The sequence below is a fragment of the Streptomyces chattanoogensis genome (assembly GCF_001294335.1).
GTDB classification, from domain to species: Bacteria; Actinomycetota; Actinomycetes; order Streptomycetales; family Streptomycetaceae; genus Streptomyces; species Streptomyces chattanoogensis.
Genome location: NZ_LGKG01000147.1, coordinates 66,335 through 83,235, shown reverse-complemented (window position 1 = coordinate 83,235; position 16,901 = coordinate 66,335). Strand labels below are relative to the sequence as shown.

16 protein-coding genes and 5 pseudogenes are annotated in these 16,901 nt (G+C 69.7%); 10 read left to right on the top strand and 11 right to left on the bottom strand.

Annotation, left to right across the window (positions count from 1 at the left end):
• Window positions 1–184, bottom strand: a pseudogene (locus ADL29_RS45460) (hypothetical protein); the annotation flags it as partial.
• Between the two features lie 295 nt (window positions 185–479).
• On the opposite strand from ADL29_RS45460, the gene ADL29_RS23955 reads away from it, so the two are divergent.
• Both ADL29_RS23955 and ADL29_RS23950 read left to right on the top strand, forming a co-directional pair.
• Window positions 480–2,024, top strand: coding sequence for an FMN-binding glutamate synthase family protein (locus ADL29_RS23955; protein WP_053925664.1), 1,545 nt, complete (start codon window positions 480–482; stop codon window positions 2,022–2,024).
• A gap of 125 nt (window positions 2,025–2,149) precedes the next feature.
• Window positions 2,150–2,935, top strand: coding sequence for an alpha/beta hydrolase family protein (locus ADL29_RS23950; protein ID WP_053925663.1), 786 nt, complete (start codon window positions 2,150–2,152; stop codon window positions 2,933–2,935).
• Between the two features lie 234 nt (window positions 2,936–3,169).
• Here the strand turns inward: ADL29_RS23950 and ADL29_RS23945 are convergent, their stop codons facing one another.
• Window positions 3,170–3,667 carry a MarR family winged helix-turn-helix transcriptional regulator gene (locus ADL29_RS23945; RefSeq protein WP_053925662.1) on the bottom strand — a complete coding sequence of 166 codons (498 nt, stop codon included), beginning with the start codon at window positions 3,665–3,667 and terminating at the stop codon, window positions 3,170–3,172.
• Between the two features lie 42 nt (window positions 3,668–3,709).
• On the opposite strand from ADL29_RS23945, the gene ADL29_RS23940 reads away from it, so the two are divergent.
• The 3 genes from ADL29_RS23940 (at window position 3,710) to ADL29_RS43615 (ending at window position 5,865) form a co-directional block, all read left to right on the top strand.
• Window positions 3,710–4,159 carry a tautomerase family protein gene (locus ADL29_RS23940; protein ID WP_245689604.1) on the top strand — a complete coding sequence of 150 codons (450 nt, stop codon included), beginning with the start codon at window positions 3,710–3,712 and terminating at the stop codon, window positions 4,157–4,159.
• Window positions 4,160–5,230: 1,071 nt separating this feature from the next.
• Complete coding sequence (locus ADL29_RS44630) at window positions 5,231–5,620, top strand: Tn3 family transposase (RefSeq protein ID WP_078971235.1); 390 nt, start codon at window positions 5,231–5,233, stop codon at window positions 5,618–5,620.
• Window positions 5,587–5,865: a Tn3 family transposase gene (locus tag ADL29_RS43615; protein WP_211274378.1), complete on the top strand. Its 279-nt coding sequence runs from the start codon at window positions 5,587–5,589 to the stop codon at window positions 5,863–5,865. Before ADL29_RS44630 ends, ADL29_RS43615 begins: the two co-directional genes overlap by 34 nt.
• A gap of 97 nt (window positions 5,866–5,962) precedes the next feature.
• On the opposite strand, the gene ADL29_RS23925 is transcribed toward ADL29_RS43615, so the two are convergent.
• From ADL29_RS23925 to ADL29_RS41455, 4 genes and pseudogenes are all read right to left on the bottom strand, one after another.
• The gene (locus ADL29_RS23925; protein ID WP_053925658.1) at window positions 5,963–6,256 is read right to left on the bottom strand and encodes a DUF1330 domain-containing protein; all 294 of its coding nucleotides are present in this window, start codon (window positions 6,254–6,256) and stop codon (window positions 5,963–5,965) included.
• A 33-nt stretch (window positions 6,257–6,289) separates the two neighbouring features.
• Window positions 6,290–7,723: an MFS transporter gene (locus ADL29_RS23920; RefSeq protein WP_053925657.1), complete on the bottom strand. Its 1,434-nt coding sequence runs from the start codon at window positions 7,721–7,723 to the stop codon at window positions 6,290–6,292.
• Window positions 7,720–8,082 (bottom strand): MarR family winged helix-turn-helix transcriptional regulator, encoded by a 363-nt coding sequence (locus tag ADL29_RS23915; RefSeq protein ID WP_014173936.1) that lies wholly within the window; start codon window positions 8,080–8,082, stop codon window positions 7,720–7,722. The genes ADL29_RS23920 and ADL29_RS23915 overlap by 4 nt, the downstream gene beginning before the upstream one ends.
• A gap of 154 nt (window positions 8,083–8,236) precedes the next feature.
• Window positions 8,237–8,502: pseudogene (locus ADL29_RS41455) on the bottom strand (transposase); the annotation flags it as partial.
• Between the two features lie 107 nt (window positions 8,503–8,609).
• Here ADL29_RS41455 and ADL29_RS23905 point away from each other — a divergent pair.
• Both ADL29_RS23905 and ADL29_RS41450 read left to right on the top strand, forming a co-directional pair.
• Window positions 8,610–9,377, top strand: a complete 768-nt coding sequence (locus ADL29_RS23905) for a dienelactone hydrolase family protein (RefSeq protein WP_053925655.1) — start codon at window positions 8,610–8,612, stop codon at window positions 9,375–9,377.
• A 206-nt stretch (window positions 9,378–9,583) separates the two neighbouring features.
• Window positions 9,584–10,438: a site-specific integrase gene (locus ADL29_RS41450; RefSeq protein WP_211274377.1), complete on the top strand. Its 855-nt coding sequence runs from the start codon at window positions 9,584–9,586 to the stop codon at window positions 10,436–10,438.
• Between the two features lie 509 nt (window positions 10,439–10,947).
• Here ADL29_RS41450 and ADL29_RS23895 read toward each other — a convergent pair.
• Window positions 10,948–11,358 carry a DUF6463 family protein gene (locus tag ADL29_RS23895; protein WP_053925654.1) on the bottom strand — a complete coding sequence of 137 codons (411 nt, stop codon included), beginning with the start codon at window positions 11,356–11,358 and terminating at the stop codon, window positions 10,948–10,950.
• A 180-nt stretch (window positions 11,359–11,538) separates the two neighbouring features.
• Between ADL29_RS23895 and ADL29_RS23890 the strand changes: the two genes are divergently transcribed.
• Both ADL29_RS23890 and ADL29_RS46665 read left to right on the top strand, forming a co-directional pair.
• The gene (locus ADL29_RS23890; protein ID WP_053925653.1) at window positions 11,539–12,126 is read left to right on the top strand and encodes a TetR/AcrR family transcriptional regulator; all 588 of its coding nucleotides are present in this window, start codon (window positions 11,539–11,541) and stop codon (window positions 12,124–12,126) included.
• A gap of 69 nt (window positions 12,127–12,195) precedes the next feature.
• Window positions 12,196–12,396: pseudogene (locus ADL29_RS46665) on the top strand (ISAzo13 family transposase); the annotation flags it as partial.
• A gap of 55 nt (window positions 12,397–12,451) precedes the next feature.
• Here ADL29_RS46665 and ADL29_RS23885 read toward each other — a convergent pair.
• From ADL29_RS23885 to ADL29_RS23875, 4 genes and pseudogenes are all read right to left on the bottom strand, one after another.
• Complete coding sequence (locus ADL29_RS23885) at window positions 12,452–12,775, bottom strand: winged helix-turn-helix transcriptional regulator (RefSeq protein ID WP_053925652.1); 324 nt, start codon at window positions 12,773–12,775, stop codon at window positions 12,452–12,454.
• A gap of 53 nt (window positions 12,776–12,828) precedes the next feature.
• Window positions 12,829–13,515: pseudogene (locus tag ADL29_RS46350) on the bottom strand (alpha/beta hydrolase); the annotation flags it as partial.
• A gap of 204 nt (window positions 13,516–13,719) precedes the next feature.
• Window positions 13,720–14,640, bottom strand: a pseudogene (locus ADL29_RS46345) (NADP-dependent oxidoreductase); the annotation flags it as partial.
• Between the two features lie 119 nt (window positions 14,641–14,759).
• On the bottom strand, window positions 14,760–15,839 hold the full coding sequence (locus ADL29_RS23875) for an alkene reductase (RefSeq protein ID WP_078971234.1): 1,080 nt from the start codon (window positions 15,837–15,839) through the stop codon (window positions 14,760–14,762).
• A gap of 353 nt (window positions 15,840–16,192) precedes the next feature.
• Between ADL29_RS23875 and ADL29_RS23870 the strand changes: the two genes are divergently transcribed.
• Window positions 16,193–16,672, top strand: a complete 480-nt coding sequence (locus ADL29_RS23870; protein WP_053925669.1) for a MarR family winged helix-turn-helix transcriptional regulator — start codon at window positions 16,193–16,195, stop codon at window positions 16,670–16,672.
• Window positions 16,673–16,901 lie beyond the last annotated feature (229 nt).

Here is a 16,901-nt window from a genome sequence, read left to right as displayed (position 1 = left end):
CGACTGCCCCCGCTCGACTCCTGCCCGCCGTTCTTCGTCACGGGTCCCGCGGCGATGTCGTCGTAGCTGAGCGCCTCGGGTCCGGTGAGAACGAGATCGGTATGGGGACGGGTATGTCGGTCTGGGGGTGGACGGCCACGGCTGCGATGTCCTCGGCGTCCACGAATCCGGGCCGTCCCGGCCCGGCCCGGTGGCGGTCGGGGGGAACCTCCGTACGGCTGCTGAGCACCGTACGTAACCTGTTCCGACGCGCCTGGACCACCACCGCTGGACGATCACCCCTGTGACGATCACCGCTGGGACGACCGCCCCACCCGACGACCCTGCCCCCACACCTGTCCAGGCAAGCCCCTAATATCATTTCGCGTTCTCCGACGGACGCTGAGGCCCGCTGGGTCGTGCCCGCCGCCCAACGCCCGACACGACACGACGACTCCGCCGCATGGCAATGGAGTCGAGCATCGAGGAGAGGAACGTTCATGCGCGCCCGGAGCATCGCCACGGCCACCGCAACAGCATTGGCACTGGTGGCCGCTCGTGACCTTGTCCAGAAGAAGCATGCATTGCTCCGGAACTTCCCGGTGATCGGGCACGCCCGGTACCTGTTGGAGACGATCGGGCCGGAGCTGCGGCAGTACATAGTGACCTCCAACGACGAGGAGCGCCCGTTCAGTCGTGACCAGCGCACCTGGATCTACGCGTCGGCGAAGGGGGAGAACAACTACTTCGGGTTCGGAACCGACAACGACGTTGAGCACATGCAGGGGCACGCGTACCTGAAGCAGCGCACGTTCGCCGGCGCGCTGCCCGACGCGCACGACCCGCAGGCCCCCCTGCCCTCGGCCAAGGTGCTGGGCGGGCCGCGCGGGCGCGCCAAGGCGTTCCGGCCGGCGAGCGTGGTGAACATCTCGGCGATGAGCTTCGGATCGCTCTCCGGCGCGGCGATCACGGCGCTCAACAAGGGAGCGGCGCTGGCGGGCACGATGCAGAACACGGGAGAGGGCGGCCTCTCGCCGTACCACCGCAACGGCGGCGACCTCGTCCTTCAGATCGGTACGTCCTACTTCGGCTGCCGCAACAAGGACGGCAGCTTCAACATCGACAAGCTCAAGGATGTGGTCGCCGGCGCCCCGGTCAAGGCGATCGAGATCAAGCTCTCCCAGGGCGCCAAGCCAGGGCTGGGCGGGATGCTGCCGGGCGCGAAGGTGACCCCGGAGATCGCCGAGATCCGCGGCATCCCGCTCGGCAAGGACTGCGCCTCCCCGTCGCGGCACACCGCATTCAGCGACGTCGACTCGATGCTCGACTTCGTCGAACTGCTCGCCACCGAGACCGGGCTGCCGGTCGGGGTCAAGAGCGCGGTGGGAGAGATGGAGTTCTGGCAGGAGCTGGCCACGCTGATGGCGCGTGGTGACCGTGGTGTCGACTTCGTGACGATCGACGGCGGCGAGGGCGGCACCGGGGCGGCGCCGCTGACCTTCTCCGACTCGGTGTCGCTGCCCTTCCGGATGGGCTTCTCCCGGGTCTACGGCGCCTTCGCCGAGCTGGGGCTGACCGATGACCTGACCTTCATCGGCTCCGGCAAGCTCGGCCTGCCCGAGAACGCCGCGGTCGCCTTCGCGCTGGGTGCCGACATGATCAACGTGGCCCGTGAGGCGATGCTGTCGATCGGCTGCATCCAGGCGCAGAAGTGCCACACCGACAAGTGCCCCACCGGCATCGCCACCCAGAACCCGTGGCTGGCCCGCGGCCTCGACCCGACCTCGAAGGCCACCCGGGCCGCTGTCTACCTGCGCACCCTCCGCAAGGAGCTGATCAAGGTCTCGGCAGCCGTCGGCGTCGCCCACCCGGCACTCATCACGGCCACCGACATCGAGATCATGAACGGCGACTACGAGGCCCGCACCCTGGCCGGCGTCTATGGTTACAAGGACGGCTGGGGCGAGCTCGGCCCGCACCTCGCCGAGGAGATCACTGCACTGCTCACCACCAAGCCGGCCGCCGTGAAGAAGCCGACCGTCTGACGCGCCGACAGCGGCAAATACCGCGCTCACTGCTCTACTCTCCTGCTCGGAGCGCGTGCGTGGCACCAGCCGGTGTCGCCCTCGTCCCACTGCCCACGAACAGTCCCTGCCCAGGTGAGCGCAACATGCCCGAAAAAGTGAGATTCCCCAGCGTCGTAGGCCCCGAACTGGCAGGAGTGATCGACCTGCCAGAGGGCGAGATCCGAGGCTGGGGGATCTTCGTGCACGGATTCACGCTCGGCAAGGGCTCGCCGGCCGCCTCGCGCGTCAGCAAGCAGCTGGCACGCGAGGGGATCGGCATGCTGCGCTTCGACAACCTCGGGATCGGGGATTCCGACGGCGACTGGGGGGACGGTTCCTTCACCGTCAAGGTTCAGGACACGATCCGTGCCGCCGCTCTGATGGCGGAGCGAGGGACTCCAGCAGACCTGCTGGTGGGGCACTCATGGGGAGGCGCCGCCGTGCTCGCCGCAGCGGCTGAGGCGCCGGGCGTCCGCGCGGTCGCCACGATCGCGGCGCCCGTCGATCCCAGCCACGTCGAGCGACAGTACGACGCGGTCGTGGATCGCGTTCTCAGTGACGGGTCGCACGAGTGGTTCGTCGGCGGGAGGACCCTGGTCCTCAAGCGCGCCTTCGTCGAAGACGTCCGCCGTGCTCACCTGCGGGACCGGATCGGCGAATTGGACCTGCCGCTGCTCGTCATGCATTCGCCCACCGACAACACCGTCGACATCTCCAACGCCGGGGAGATCTTCAGCGAGGCACGACACCCGCGAAGCTTCATCTCGCTCGAAGGAGCAGACCATCTCCTGACCGCACGAGGACAGGCGCAGCGAGCCGCCCACATCATCAGCGCCTGGGCCGACCAGTACATCCACGGGTCACGGCCCGCAGGCACACATCTCAGGTGAGGTAGAGCTCGCTCGGACAGGTGTGGGGCCGGGGCCGTCGGGTTGTTGCCGTCGGCACATAGCCGGGCGACGGCGGCATCCAGGCAACGGGCCCCGCCGCCTGCCACCGACGGTGGTACCGCTTCTGACCTCGACTGACGTCGCTGCCCCCGTACCACTTTCCTCAGAACTTCGCGGGGTGGTGGCGTGGCCCCAGGAGGCGACCGCATCGCCGATCTGGCCTCTGAGGCTTCATCAGTCGCCTTCGTCATCGGCCATGGCAGCCTCATAGGCCTGAAGGGTCTGGACGAACATCTGCCGCTGTTCGGGGGCCAAAGGATTCAGTGCCTGACGCCAGGCATGCGCTCCCCGTGCCAGCCAGTTGTCGACGGACGGACGTTTGCTATCGGTGATGCTGACGATGCGCCGACGCCGGTCCGATGCGTCCTCACGCCGCTCCAGGATGCCCTTCCGGCTGAGCTCGCCGACCATGAGGCTGACGGTGGTCGGGGCGACCTCCAGACGGGCGGCCAGATCGTTCACGGTCATCGGGCCGTCGAACAGCAGATAGGACAGCAGTGACAGGTGCCGCGGCGCGAGCGCAAGCGACTGGAGCTCGTCAGGCACTCGGATCCGCTTCGCCCGCCCAACCATGCGGGGCATGAGAAGCAGCAACGCCCTGATCGCCTCGTCGACTCCCAGCTCGGGTCCGTCCCGGTCTGTCTTGCGGCGACCCCGGCCCTCGATTGACATCGACTGCCCCTCCATTTAGCTTTAATGACAAAGATACATTGCTTGCAAAGCAAAATTGTCTTCATGGTAGCCAACCATCTGAACGGAGCTGTGATGCCACACTTCGAGGTACGGATCCACGAAGAGGAACTCGACGGAAAAGTCGAGCCGAAACTCGTCCTCGCCCTGACCGAGGCGCTGGTCAAGGTATACGGAGAGCGAGCACGCTCCATGGCGGTCGTCGAGCTGTTCGGCATCCCGCGCAACCGCTGGGGCATCGGCGGCGTACCCGCCGCGGTGAACGCACCGATCGTCTCGCTGAACGTGCGTGAAGCGGCGCTGAACCTGCCGGGGATCGCCGATGCCCCCACACAGCTGATCGCGTCTATCACCGATGCCGTGGTCGAGGTCTTCGGCGAATTCGTTCGACGGCATGTGACCGTGTACGTCGTCGGCGTTCCTGCGGGGCGCTCCGGCGTCGGCGGCGAAGTCGATCCGCCCCCGGCCAACTGAGCATCCGCCCTGTGTCCGTACCTGTTACTGCTCGTCCGCCGCTCGAGCCGCGAGGCATTCGACCCAGTCGCCTCTGGCGTAGGCGACCCAGCGGATTGTGGCGTGGCGGTGCATCCCGGTCACGTCGGCAACCATGCCGGGGAAGAGCCACCGAGGACCCGGGTGGACTCGCGAGAGCTGCGGCCGCAGCTGGGGCTGTTCGGCGAGGCACCGAAGGAGCGCGGCGAGCCGTGGAGGCAGCAGCGCGGGGTGGCGGCCCGGGACCAAGTGGGCATGCTCCTAGCCCAACTTGAGGGAGCGTTCAGTTCGCGGCTGTGCCGACGGCTCGTGGTCCATTTCCAGGAGTAACGGATCAGGTAGCAACGTTGGCTGATGGCTCCGGCGATCCAGTCGTCGATGTGCTCCCGAGTGAGGCCGGGCGAGGGCCAGGCCGGTGCTGGTCCGTCCAGACGAGACAGCCCAAGGCGACGCTGACGCGGCGCCGCAAGTCGCGGTCGGCTGAGGCGGGATGACGGTGGGTGGTGGCGGGCTGGCGTGCTCGCCGAAGCAGGAATCATTGCGCGAAGGGGCGGCGAAGTTGGCGTGGGTGGCCGGCTTGTCCGCGAGTTCGTGTTCCAGCCGGCTGGGGACGCGTTCGAGGCCCTCGTTGCGTTCGTCCAATATGCATGCGCGGACCAGGAGTTGACGTATGTATCGCTGGTTGCGGCTGGGTGCGAGTTCGTCCAGTAGCTCGTGGGTGAGCGTATGACCTTTGGCAGCTCCTTCGGGCGCTTCGCCCTGAGCAGCTGAAGTCGTACCGGCGTATGGGGTGTTTCGCGGCGCTGGAGGACGTCCCGGAGATGGTGGTGGACTTCGTCCGGCGTGCGGTGGAGCTGCCGGAGGGCACGCTGCCGGCGTACCGGGCGGAGCGGACCGCCAAGCATCACCGGGGCCTGGTCCGCAAGCAGGCCGGAGTGACGTACGACCAGGCCAAGGCGGAGCTGGAGGAGGTCCGGCTCGCGGAGCAGGAGATCAAGGCGAGGATGCCGGAGCGTTCCCTGATGGGGATCGTGGCCCGGACCGCGTACTGGGTTGGAGTGGTGGCGCCGTTTCGGCCCGCCGTCCGGCAACGAGCCCGAGCTCACCGCCCCCTTGGGCCGCTACGTGATCGTCACGTTCGTCAAGGGCACCGACATGGGTCCGTACGAGGCCGCCCGGCACATCCCCGGCGTGAGCGGGCACGAACTGTCGTACGTCGCCAACAAGCACTTCTCGATCGTTCTGCTGAACGAGGCGGTCGCCGACCTGGTGAACGCGCAGGCCCGCCTGGACCTCTCGCAGGCGTGGGGCGACGGAACCGCGGTGGCGGCGGACGGCACCCCCAGTGGATCGGCTTCGGCAACCGCGGCGTCATCGCCGACAACGACCCCATCGAGCAGGAAAAGGCGATGCGGTTCAACGCCTTGCTCACCAACGCGGTGATCTTCCGCAATGTCCTGGACATCGCGGAGATCGTCCGCCAGCTGCTGGAAGAGGGATGGGAGATCGACCCGGAAGACCTGGCGCACATCTCGCCGTACCTGACCGAACACATCAACCGGTTCGGTCAGGTACAGCACCCACCGACTCGGCATCCAGCCCGAGGCGTACGGCCCGAAACCCGACGTCGACTTCACCCCGCTGCGCGAGCAGGACCTGACCGCCGCCGGTCTCGGCCAGGCGCCTGAACCGTGAGGTGAACTAGCTGGTGACGCCCTTCACGGGAGCGGGCCGGTATACCCCAGAATCCTGCTGCTCTTCAGTGAAGATCCGACTGGACCTCGGTCAGTCGATGCCTTCGACGATGCGGAAGTCGCGCTCGACGCCGTCGGAGAGGGCGACCAGCGCCTCCTGGTAGGCCGCACTCTCGCGCGCCGCGACGGCCTGCTCGAAGCTGTCGAACTCGACCAGGACGGTGCGCTCGGCGATTCCGGCGTCGTACGCCACGACCCGACCGCCACGGACGAGGGTCCGACCGCCCGCGGGCTCGACGGCCAGGCGGGCCAGCTTGTTGTAAGCAGCCAGCTTCTCAGGATCTGAAATGGTGCGGTAGACGCTGACCCAGTAGCCCTTGGGCATGGAACCTCCAGTGTGGGGATGAGTGCATCTGACTTACGGGTTGGTCTCGGACGAGCGTCGGCGGGCGAGAGCGAGGCTTGTCAGCGTCGTGATCGCCATGGCGCCGATGCCGACCAGCGCCGCGGTGGTGTAGGCGCTGTCGTCGGGGAAGAGGTGGCCGGGGCCGGTGCCCGCGGCGAGGATCAGGCCGCCGATGGCGCTGCCCAGGGAGTACCCGACGCTGCGGACGACGTAGTTGAAGCTCATGGCGCTCGACGTCTCGCTCCTGGGGGTGACGGCCAGGATGACGCCGGGCATCGCGGCCGCGAAGCCGCCGACGCCGAAGCCGAGCACGCCCATCGCCGCGAACAGTTCGGCCAGGTCCGACCGGGCCGCCGCGAACAGGGCGAACCCGCCGCCGACCACGACGGCGCTGCCGGCCAGGAGCAGGGGGTCGGCGATCCGCGTCCGGACTCGCGGCGTGAGCTTGCCGGCGACGAACCCCAGCACCGAGAACGGGATGAGGACCAGCCCGGCGACGAAGGTCGTCAGCCCGAAGCCGTAGCCGGCGCCGGGCGGCGTCTGCGCGTACCGGGTGATGAGCGTGAGCAGGAGGTACATGCCGATCCCGCCGACGAACATGGCGAGGTTCGCCCCGGCGACCGCCGGGTGCCGCACCCCCCGCATATCGACCAGGGGCGTCGTGCTGCGCAGCTCGATGACGGCCCAGACGCAGAGCAGCAGCACCGCGACGACGGCGAGGCCCGCCGCCACGGCCAAGTGCCGGCTCCACAGATTCCGTTCGCCGGCGAGGAACAGCACCAGGAGCAGCGCAGCGGCCAGGACGACCGCGCCTGCCACATCCACATGGGCGGAGCGGCCTTCGGGGGCTTCGGGCGTGGAGCGCCACGCGGTCAGGAGAGCGGCGGCGGTGACGACCAGGCCGAGGCCGTAGGCGGCCCGTACCCCGCCGAGCTCGGCGAGCAGTGCGGCCAGCGGGTAGCCGACGCCGGCCCCGATGATCGAGACCACCGAGATCAGGGCGATCACGGCCGCGCTGCGCTCCTCGGGGAGGTGGTCCCGGGCCACGCCCATCATCAGCGCCGTCAGCCCGAGCCCGACGCCCTGGGCCGCCCTGCCGGCCAGCAGCCACGCGAACGGCAGCGGCAGCACGGTGAGCGCGCTGCCGACGACGACGACCGCCAGCGTGGCGAGGATCGTGGCCCGCCGGTGCGGGCCGGCTCCGAGCCGGCCCAGGACCGGCGTGGCGACGGCGCCGCTGAGCAGCGCGACGGTCAGCGTCCACTGCGCGCTGCCGAGCGAGACGTGGAACGAGGTCGCCACGCTGGTGATGAGCGGCGCCCCGAGGCTGGCGACCGCCGCCACGACCAGAGCGATGAACATCAGGGCGGGGACCAGCAGCCGCGCCTCGGAACGCGCCGCCGGGGACGCCTTCACCGCGACCCCGCCGACTGGCTGCCCGGTCACTGCTTCGGCCCTTCGCGGTCCTGGCTTTCGAGCTCTGCCAGATGCTTCAGCGCCGGAAGGGCCGCCACCAGCGCCTCGACCTCGTCGCCGGTGAGCTCGCCGATCAACCGCTCGAACGCGTGGACGCCCGCCTGGCGCCGCGTCCGGACATAGGAGGCGCCGGCCTCGGTCAGGCACACCAGCGTGACCCGCTTGTCGGACGCGTCACCCCGCCGCTCGACCAGGCCGGACTCCTCCATCACCCGGACCAGCGCGGTCATCGCGGGCTGGGTGACGCCCTCGACCGCGGCCAGATCGGTGATGCGCCGCGGGCCGGTCCGGTCCAGGGTGGCCAGGGTGGCGGCGGACGTCAGGCTCATGTCCCGGGGCAGGCGTCTCGCGGCCCTGGTGGCCAGGCCGTAGAGGGCTGCCCCGATGGCGGCGGACGCGCCAGGAGCGGTGTCTTGACGACTCATGCCCGAAGCATAGCATTTTTATATTCATAGTTTATGGAAATGGTCGACTGACGCGGGTGGCGCGCCCCTTGAGCAGGCCGGCCCGCCGGATCCGGGTCAGTGCCAGGCTCAGCAGCCGGTCGGCGCGGTCGCCCTCGGCGAGCCGGTCGCGGAAGTCGGACAGCACGCTGTGGTGGAAGCTGAGGTCTTCCAGTTCCAGGCCGAGGGTTACTTGAAGTCGATGCGGCAGCGCACCGCCTCGGCGGCTTGGCGGTCCGACAGGTTCAGCGCGTACTGCAGCACGCAGACGGTGGCCAGCTGCGCGGGCGAGAGCCCGGGGCGGCCGTCGCGCGGGTACCAGGCGATGAAGTATTTCAGAGGGATACCCGCGCTGTTCTGCCAGCGGCAGAACACCGGCCGGACAGGCTCGACGATCACTACAGTCCAGTCTCATGACGACGATTACGACGCGTACGGTCGAGTATCCGGCCGACGGTTTGACGATGATCGGGCACCTCGCGCTCCCAGCCGGTGTCGACCGCCGGCCCGCGGTGCTGCTCGGACCAGAGGGCACGGGGCTCAGCGACGTGGAGCGCCGCCGGGCCGATGCTCTCGCCGAGCTGGGATATATAGCGCTGGCCTTCGACCTTCATGGCGGGCGCTATTTGGGCGACCCCGAGGAGATGCTGGCCCGTTGCCTGCCGCTGCTCGCTGATCCCGACCGGATGCGGGGCATCGGCCATGCGGCGCTCGACGTGTTGCGCACCGAACCGCGGACCGACCCCGACCGGATCGCCGCCGTCGGCTACGGCACCGGAGGCGCCATCGCGCTGGAACTCGGGCGCGACGGCGTCAACCTGCGCGCGATCGGGACAGTCAACGGACTGACGACGGGCCGACCGGGCGAGACGGCGCGCATTCACTGCCCGGTGTGGGCCGGGGTCGGGTCGGAAGACCCGATCATGCCGCCCGCTCAACGGAACGCATTCACCGCCGAGATGCAGGCCGCGGGCGTCGACTGGCGCCTCACCGTCTACGGCGGCGCCTTGCACGCCTTCCACCACCCGTCGGTCGACCACACCGTGCGCCCCGGCGTCGGCTACCACCCACAGCACGCGCAGCGAGCCTGGCGCGACGTCGTCGACCTGCTCGCCGAGTGCCTGCCCGTGACGGAGGATCTGGGGCATGACGCAAGTAAGCATGCTGACCCCGGGCACTGACAGTCCACTCCCCTCAAGTCCGCACAGCAGAAACGTATTCGGGCGGTTACTCGATCACGGAGACGTATGCACAACTACCGCAGTAAATACCGGATTTACTGCGGCGGGGCCTTTACGGTGATCTTCGCGACCTGCGGCGGGGTGTTCAGACTGCCGGAGTGAGGTGTACGCATTTACTGCGGCAGCGCCGGAAGGGCGGGACGGACGTGGCGATCGAGCCGGTGACCGAGCTCGGGGCCGGGGGCGCGGTCAGGTTGCCGCGAGCCCGGGTGATGCCTCTGTCCGCCCCGCCCATTTCGTACACCGCGGCGGTCGAGCGGTACCTCACCGGCTCGGGGATCGCGAAGTCGTCCGCGCGGATCTACCGCATCTCGCTGACGACGTGGGGATGGATGCTCGCCGACGAACCGCCGCCGACCGGACCCGCCCGCCGAGGCGCGAAACCGCCCGTCTTCCCCGGCGCCCAGATCGCCGCCCTGTGGCGCCTCGACGTCGCGCTGCGGGAGAAGACGCAGTGGAAGATGCTCTACGAGTCCGCTGCACGGGCCGACGAGGTGCTGTGCCTCAACGTGGAGGACCTCTGCCCGCAGGACAAGCGCGGCAGGATCACCGCCAAGGGCGGGGCGACCGAGTGGATCCACTGGCAGTCCGGCACCGCCCAGCTCCTGCCCCGCCTCATCGCCCGCCGTACCCGCGGCCCGCTGTTCCTCACCGACCGCAAGGCCCCGGCCGGAACACCCACGCTCGACGTGTGCCCGGAGACCGGCCGGGCCCGGCTCTCCTACCGCCGCGCTGAGGAGATCTTCGAGGAGAACACCCGGCTGCCGACGAACCCCCTCGCCTCGCCCGGCGACATCGAAGACCTGGACGGCTGGACGCTTCACCGGCTACGTCACAGTGCCCTGACGCACGACGCGGAGGACGGCACCTCCACCCCGATGCTGCTGGCTCGCTCCCGCCACGCCTCCGTCCGCTCCTTGGAGCGCTACGCCCGCCCCGGCGTCGACTCGATCGCCCGGCACGTCGCCGAAGGCGACCCCGCTGCACGTCGCCGCAGATAAATCCGAGCGGATCAGTGCTTCAGGAGCATTCCGTTGCCCCTTTGGCGCGTATCTCGGTCACACCCCCGGATCGGCCATTGAGCAGAGGTGTTGCGTGACCAGACGCATGTCAACGGGATTGGTACGCACATCAATCCAGGCTGTACCGGGAAGTCTGCTGGGCCCAGGCAAGGTGGCCGTGCACCCAGCGCGCGATCGACTCCAGACGCCGGCTGCTGGTGACGGCATGATGATTGCGGTATTCCGGTGACTTGCCGGACGGTGTGCGCCTCGGACCTCTTGGGCGTCGGTGACCCCGCAACTCTCCCACGGTGATCGCGTGGGCGTACTCGCGGACCGTCTTGCGGTCCATCCGCAGCGCCTCCGCGATCACCTGATCGCGATGCCCTTGTCGTGCGTCTCGTGCACCGCCACGAAGTGACGCCGAAGGTGCGCCGCAAGCCGAGGCAACGCGCCTCCGCTGGTCGGTGTGGGCGCGCGGATGGCCGCGGTGCGGACGGCTTCGGCGCTCACGCTCGTGGAAGCCCGGCCTTGGGTGCGGGGTTGTCGCGGCGGGCGCGGCGGGTTCCGATCAGCAGCAGGGCGCACGCGAGCGCGAAGAGCGGCCAGGGCGTGAACGGGAGGACCACGGCGTCGACGACGGTCCAGGTGCTCAGCGTCCAGGCGATGAATGCCGGTGGGGTGATGCCGCGGCGGTCCAGCCACAGAACCGTCAGGCCGACCAGGATGAGCGGTATGCCGAAGCTTGCCAGGCTCAGCCAGTACGCGCTGCCCGCGGGGCTCATGTCGGCGAAGTCCTCGCTCCACAGTCCGCCGCTGAACCATGTCCCGGCGTGGCGCGCGGCTTTCTCCACCGTCAGGGCGCCGATCGTGTGTGCGATTCCGCACAACGTGATGATCCAGCCAGCCCACTTGATCATCTGAGCTCTCCGTTCTTGTCGCGAAGCCACTCGGTGCGACTTCGTCGCGGTTGCCCCTGCCTAGCGGGGCCAGTGATCTCCGGAATTTAGTTACGAGACCATGGTTTCGATACTCTCGTTCCGTATCATGGAGGCATGACAGTGAGAAAGCAACGGGGTGGACGCCCCCGGGACAGTCGCGTGGATCACAAAATCCTGCAGACCACGCGTGAACTGATCGACGAAGTCGGCTACCCGGCCCTGACCGTCGACCAGGTCGCGACGCGCGCCGGGGTGGGCAAGGCGGCGATCTACCGCCGCTACGCCTCCAAGGCCGAGATGGCGTTCGCTGCCACCATGTACGAGCAGCAGCTGCCCCCGTTGGCCGGCACCGGCTCCTTGGAAGGGGACCTGCTGGCGCTGGTCCGCACGTTTCACGTTCGCATGGCCGCCCCGGCGGCCCGACAGCTGGCACCGGCCCTGTTCAGCGAACTTGCCGTCAATCCCGAACTGGAATCCCGGTTCCAGGACACCTTCCTGGCCGCCGAACAGGCCGCCTTCGCCGAAATCATCGAACAAGCCGTGGCCCGCGGCGAGCTGGCCGGGACCGTCGACCCCGCGATGGCCCACCTGCTGCTGCTCGGCTCCCTGGCGTCCGCCCTGTACATCCTCAACCTGCCCCTCGACGGCGCGATGGTCACCGACCTCGCCGCCGCTGCCGCAGCAGGGATCACCGCCCTGGCCGACCGGCACCACAGCGACCCCGGTGAAGCCGCCGAGCCGCGCTGACAGAGGCGCCAAATCGCTGTGAAGTTCGGGGAGTTGTTCCCGCATCTGGACGAGCGGCAGCGGCGGCTGATGCTGGGGGGCCGAAGCCCGGATCCTGGGTCACGGCGGGATCCGGGCGGTCGCACGGGCGGCCCAGGTCAGAGAGGACGGTCTGCATGGGTGTGGGCGGGTTGGAGGCCGGCGAGGAGCCTTGGGACGGGTACGCAGGCACGGTGGTGGTCGGAAGAAGGCCGTGCCGTGGACCTTGACCCGAGTCTGCGGTCCGCGCTGCCGGCAACCCTGCGGTGACCTGCCGACCTCTCAACGCGGGCCCGATGCGGCTTCGTCACCCGGTGCGGCTGCTCCACCACCTCGCGACCTGGTCGAGGACGGGCGCCAGTGCATGTCCGTCGGCTGTGAGGGTGTAGGCGACCGGGCCGGGTGGGAGCCGGGTGGGTGTGACGAGTCCTCTGGCGGCGAGGTCGTGCAGCCGGTCACTGAGCATCCTGTCGCTGATGCCGGACACCGCGCCGCGGATCTCACCGAAGCGGGCAGGGCGCTGGGCCAGGGTGTGGAGAATGAGCCCGTTCCATTTCTGGCCCAGCACCTCGAACGCGTTGATCAGTGCCGGGTCCGCGTGCAGCGGTTCCACGGAATGAGGGACGCTCACCCCTCGCACTCCTTTCAGCGAAATGCCTTCGGTGCACCGTCTGTAACGCTGTTTCAGGCACGCATGCGGGTCAGTTCCTTTTCCAGTTCCTCCACGGTGCCGAGGCGGATGCTCTCGTCCTGAACGGAGGGGGTGAGAGCCACCGCGACGCCGGCCTCGCGCAGCCGCTGCGCATACGCCTCGCCCTCGTCCCGCAGCGGGTCGTACCCGGCCGTGATCGCCAGGGCCGGCGGGGCGGCGGCCAGGGTGGCGGCGTCCGCGTACAGGGGTGAGATGCGCGGGTCCTTCGGGTCCACCTCGTCGCCGAGGTAGTGGCCCTGGAACCACGCGAGCGCGTCCTTGGTCAGCATCAGGCCCTCGCCGTTCTCCTCGTACGAGGGGAAGGGGTGGGTCAGGTCGGTCGCCGGGTAGACCAGGGCTTGGAGAGCGAAGGCGCCTGGCAGCTCGTTGGCGAGTACGGCGCCCAGACTGGCTCCCGCCGAGTCCCCGCCGACGGCCATCCTGGTGGTGTCGCCGCCGAGCGCCCCGATCTCGCCGGCCACCCACTTCGCGACCGCCGTGACGTCGTCGACGGCAGCCGGGAAGGGATGCTCGGGCGCCAGCCGGTAGTCGACGTTGACCACCAGGTATCCGGCGAGGCGGCACAGGTCCCGGGCGGTCGCGTCGGAAGCGGCGGCGCTGCCCAGCACCCAGCCGCCGCCGTGGATCCAGATCAGGACGGGGTGCGGGCCCTCCCCCTCCGGCCAGTACAGCTTGACGGGAACGCCGCCTGCCACCGCGTCCTCGGTCCGGGCCACCTCGGACGGCTCGCCACCGAGCTGGGCCCACATACCGTCCATCGCCGCACGGGCGTCGGGCGCGGGAAGTTCGTGCAGCTGGGGAGCGCCAGGCTGCATGGCCTGGTCGAGCAGGGCCCGCGCCGCGGCGTCGAGGGGCGTCCTGGCGGTGATGACGATCTTCCCTCGCAGGTGACCGTCGTCGAGGCGGCGGTAGGCGTCGGCCGCCTTCTCCAGCGGGAAGACCGCTTCGAGGGGCATGCGCAGGCGGCCGTCCTCGATCATGGGCAGGACGTCGTCCATGACCTGCGGTAGGGGCAGCATCTCGCGGGAGAAGCGCACGCCGTGCCGGGCGGCGTCGAGGTCGGCGATGGTGATGACCTTTTCCGGGTTTCCGGTCAGTTCGACGGACAGCGGCAGAACGCCGCGGCCGGAGGCGTCGAGGACGGCGTCGATGCCTTGCGGGGCGACGGCGCGTATCCGTTCGGCCAGGCCGTCGCCGTAGGTGACGGGGGTGGCGCCGAGTTCGCGGAGGAAGGGGTGGTTGGCTTCGCCGGCGGTGCCGATGACGGTGGCGCCCAGGGCACGGGCGAGCTGGACGGCCATGAGGCCGACGCCGCCCGCGGCGGCGTGGACCAGCAGGGTCTGGCCGGCGACCACACCGAGTTGGCGCAGGGTGCGATAGGCGGTCTCGGTGGCGATCGGCAGGGCGGCGGCCTGCTCGAAGGTGAGGGTGTCGGGCTTGGCGACGATGTTGTCGGCGTCGGCCAGGGCGTGGGTGGCGACGGCGTCGAGCTGGGCGGTGCGTCCCAGCACGGGCCGGCCGGTCTTCCATTGCGTGACACCGGGGCCGAGGGCGTCGATGACGCCGGCCATCTCCAGGCCCAGGGTCTGGGGTTCGGCGGGAGCCTCCTGGCCAGGGGTGAACAGGCCCCGGCGCTTCTTGGAGTCCAGGGCGTTGGCGCCGGCGGCGTGGATGCGGACGCGGACCTGACCGGGGCCGGGCTCGGGCAGCGGCACTTCGGCCAGTTCGAGTACCTCGGGGCCGCCGTAGGCGGCGTGCTGGAGTCTGCGGGCGACGGCGGTCATGGCGGGTCCTTCGAGTGAGGGGGTGAGGGGGAGGGTTTCGGCGGGTGGGCCGGGGCTCGGCGCGAGCGTGCCCGGGGCGAGCCGGTGCGCCGGGCCCCGGCCCGATGCGGTGACCTGGGTCAGGCGGGCAGGACCGGGTAGTCGGTGTAGCCGCGCTCGTCGCCGCCGTAGAAGGTGGCGCGGTCGGGCTCGTTGTAGGGGCCGCCGGACGCCAGGCGGCGGGGCAGGTCCGGGTTGGCCAGGAACAGCGCGCCGAAGGCGATCAGGTCCGCGGCGCCGTTCGCGATCAGGTCGAGGGAGTCGTGGCCGGTGGGCTCGGGGTGCGTGAACGGGTTGAGGACGAACGTGCCGGGCCAGTCCTTGCGCAGGCGCTCGGTCAGACTCCGGTCGGGGCCTTCGAGTACGTGCAGATAGGCCAGGTCCAGTGGGGCGAGACCGGCCACCAGGGCCGTGTAGGTCGCCTCCAGGTCCGCCGGGTCCGTCTCGGCGATGTCGTTGAAGGGGGTGCCGGGGGAGATACGGATACCGGTCCGGTGGGCGCCGATCGCCTCCGCGACGGCCGCGGCGACCTCGACCGCGAAGCGCACCCGGCCCGCGACGTCACCGCCCCAGGTGTCGGTGCGCTGATTGGCGTTGGGGGCGAGGAACTGGTGGATCAGGTAGCCGTTCGCGCCGTGGAGCTCCACCCCGTCGAAGCCGGCGGCGATGGCGTTGCGCGCCGCGTCGACGAAGTCGGCGATCGTCCGCACGATCTCGTCGTGCTCCAGCTCCTTCGGCGTGACGAAGTCCTGGGGACCCTGGTGGGTGAACACCTGACCCTTCGCCGCTACGGCGGAGGGGCCCACCGGGATCAGACCGTCGGGCAGCAGGCTGGGGTGGCCGACACGGCCCGTGTGCATCAGCTGCGCGAAGATCACTCCGCCCTCGCGGTGGACGGCGTCGGTCACCTGCCGCCAGGCGGCGACCTGCTCGGCGGAGTGCAGGCCCGGGGTGTCGGGGTAGCCCTGGCCGACCACCGACGGCTGGACGCCCTCGGTGATGATCAGGCCGGCGCCGGCCCGCTGGGCGTAGTAGGCCGCCATCAGCTCGGTCGCCGTGGCCCCCGGCCCGTAGGCGCGGCTACGCGTCATCGGCGCCATCGCTATGCGGTTGGCCAGACGCTTGCCGCCCAGCTCGATCGGGTCGAATGCGGTCGTCATGATCATTCCTTTGGTGTGGAGCGGGGGGAGGCCGTCCGGTCCGGCGGCGCTCCTTCGGTGTGCCGGCGCTCTCTCGGTCGAGGCGAGGCGCCATTACCTGTCCGAACAAGTAAATCACGCCATCTCTTCCCGCTCCGACGCATGGACCACATCACCCACCAGCTCTTCACCTGGAATTTCCCTCCCACCCACGGGAATGCACCATGGGCGGAGGAGCAGCTATCCTGATTACTGTCCGGTCAGTTTCAGGCCGGAGAAGGGACGGGATCTTGATGAGCCGGGAAACCAACCGGGACACACAGGGCCAGCCGAGCCGACCGCCGAGAGCGACGTCGGCCATCTCCTCGGTGCCGGTGCCCGCCGCCGCCCACGCGGGGCCGGTCAGTCACGCGATCTTCCGTGTGGCCCGCCTGCACCGCATGATCGCCGGGCAGCTCCTGCGCCGCGTCGGGCTCCACCTGGGCCAGGAGCTGGTCATGATGCATCTGTGGGAACTCGGCCCCCAGCGGCAGACCGATCTGGTGCGCCTGATCGACTCCGACGCCGCCACCATGACCCGCAGCATCAAACGCCTGGAGAACGCCGGCTTCGTCCGCCGCCGCCCCTGCCCCGACGACAAACGCGCCGTCATCATCGAACCGACCGCCGCCAGCCAGGCGCTGCGCCAAGAGGTCGAACGGATCTGGGCCGAACTCGAAGGCGCCTCCACAGGCGACCTCACCCCCGATCAGCAAGCCGAAACGCTGAACACCCTGCGGCGCATCGAGGACAGCCTCGCCCGCACGGCGGCACGTACGTCCTCGGCAAGCGCCGCCGGGACTGGCGTGCGCTGACGCGGACGAGGGTGAGGGCGGCGGTCGCGGCCGGCGCAACGGGGGCGGCACCCGAGAGCGGGAAGGCCGCCTCCACCCCGGCGAGGGTGAGGGCGGTCGAGGCCACGAAGGGCGAGACCGCCAGGGCTCCGGCGCCCCTGGCCTCCCGCAGTCCCAGCGCCCTCGCGAGATGGTGTTCCGGAATACGCCGCTGCACCAGTGCGGTCAACGGGATGTCCGTGAAGGCTGC

Excerpts from the sequence above, each read along its gene's own strand:
- ADL29_RS23955 (WP_053925664.1), top strand. The coding sequence starts at position 480 with ATGCGCGCCCGGAGCATCGCCACGGCCACCGCAACAGCATTGGCACTG.
- ADL29_RS23950 (WP_053925663.1), top strand. The coding sequence starts at position 2,150 with ATGCCCGAAAAAGTGAGATTCCCCAGCGTCGTAGGCCCCGAACTGGCA.
- ADL29_RS23945 (WP_053925662.1), bottom strand. The coding sequence starts at position 3,667 with ATGTCAATCGAGGGCCGGGGTCGCCGCAAGACAGACCGGGACGGACCC.
- ADL29_RS43615 (WP_211274378.1), top strand. The coding sequence starts at position 5,587 with ATGCGGTTCAACGCCTTGCTCACCAACGCGGTGATCTTCCGCAATGTC.
- ADL29_RS23925 (WP_053925658.1), bottom strand. The coding sequence starts at position 6,256 with ATGCCCAAGGGCTACTGGGTCAGCGTCTACCGCACCATTTCAGATCCT.
- ADL29_RS23915 (WP_014173936.1), bottom strand. The coding sequence starts at position 8,082 with ATGAGCCTGACGTCCGCCGCCACCCTGGCCACCCTGGACCGGACCGGC.
- ADL29_RS23905 (WP_053925655.1), top strand. The coding sequence starts at position 8,610 with ATGACGACGATTACGACGCGTACGGTCGAGTATCCGGCCGACGGTTTG.
- ADL29_RS23895 (WP_053925654.1), bottom strand. The coding sequence starts at position 11,358 with ATGATCAAGTGGGCTGGCTGGATCATCACGTTGTGCGGAATCGCACAC.
- ADL29_RS23875 (WP_078971234.1), bottom strand. The coding sequence starts at position 15,839 with ATGACGACCGCATTCGACCCGATCGAGCTGGGCGGCAAGCGTCTGGCC.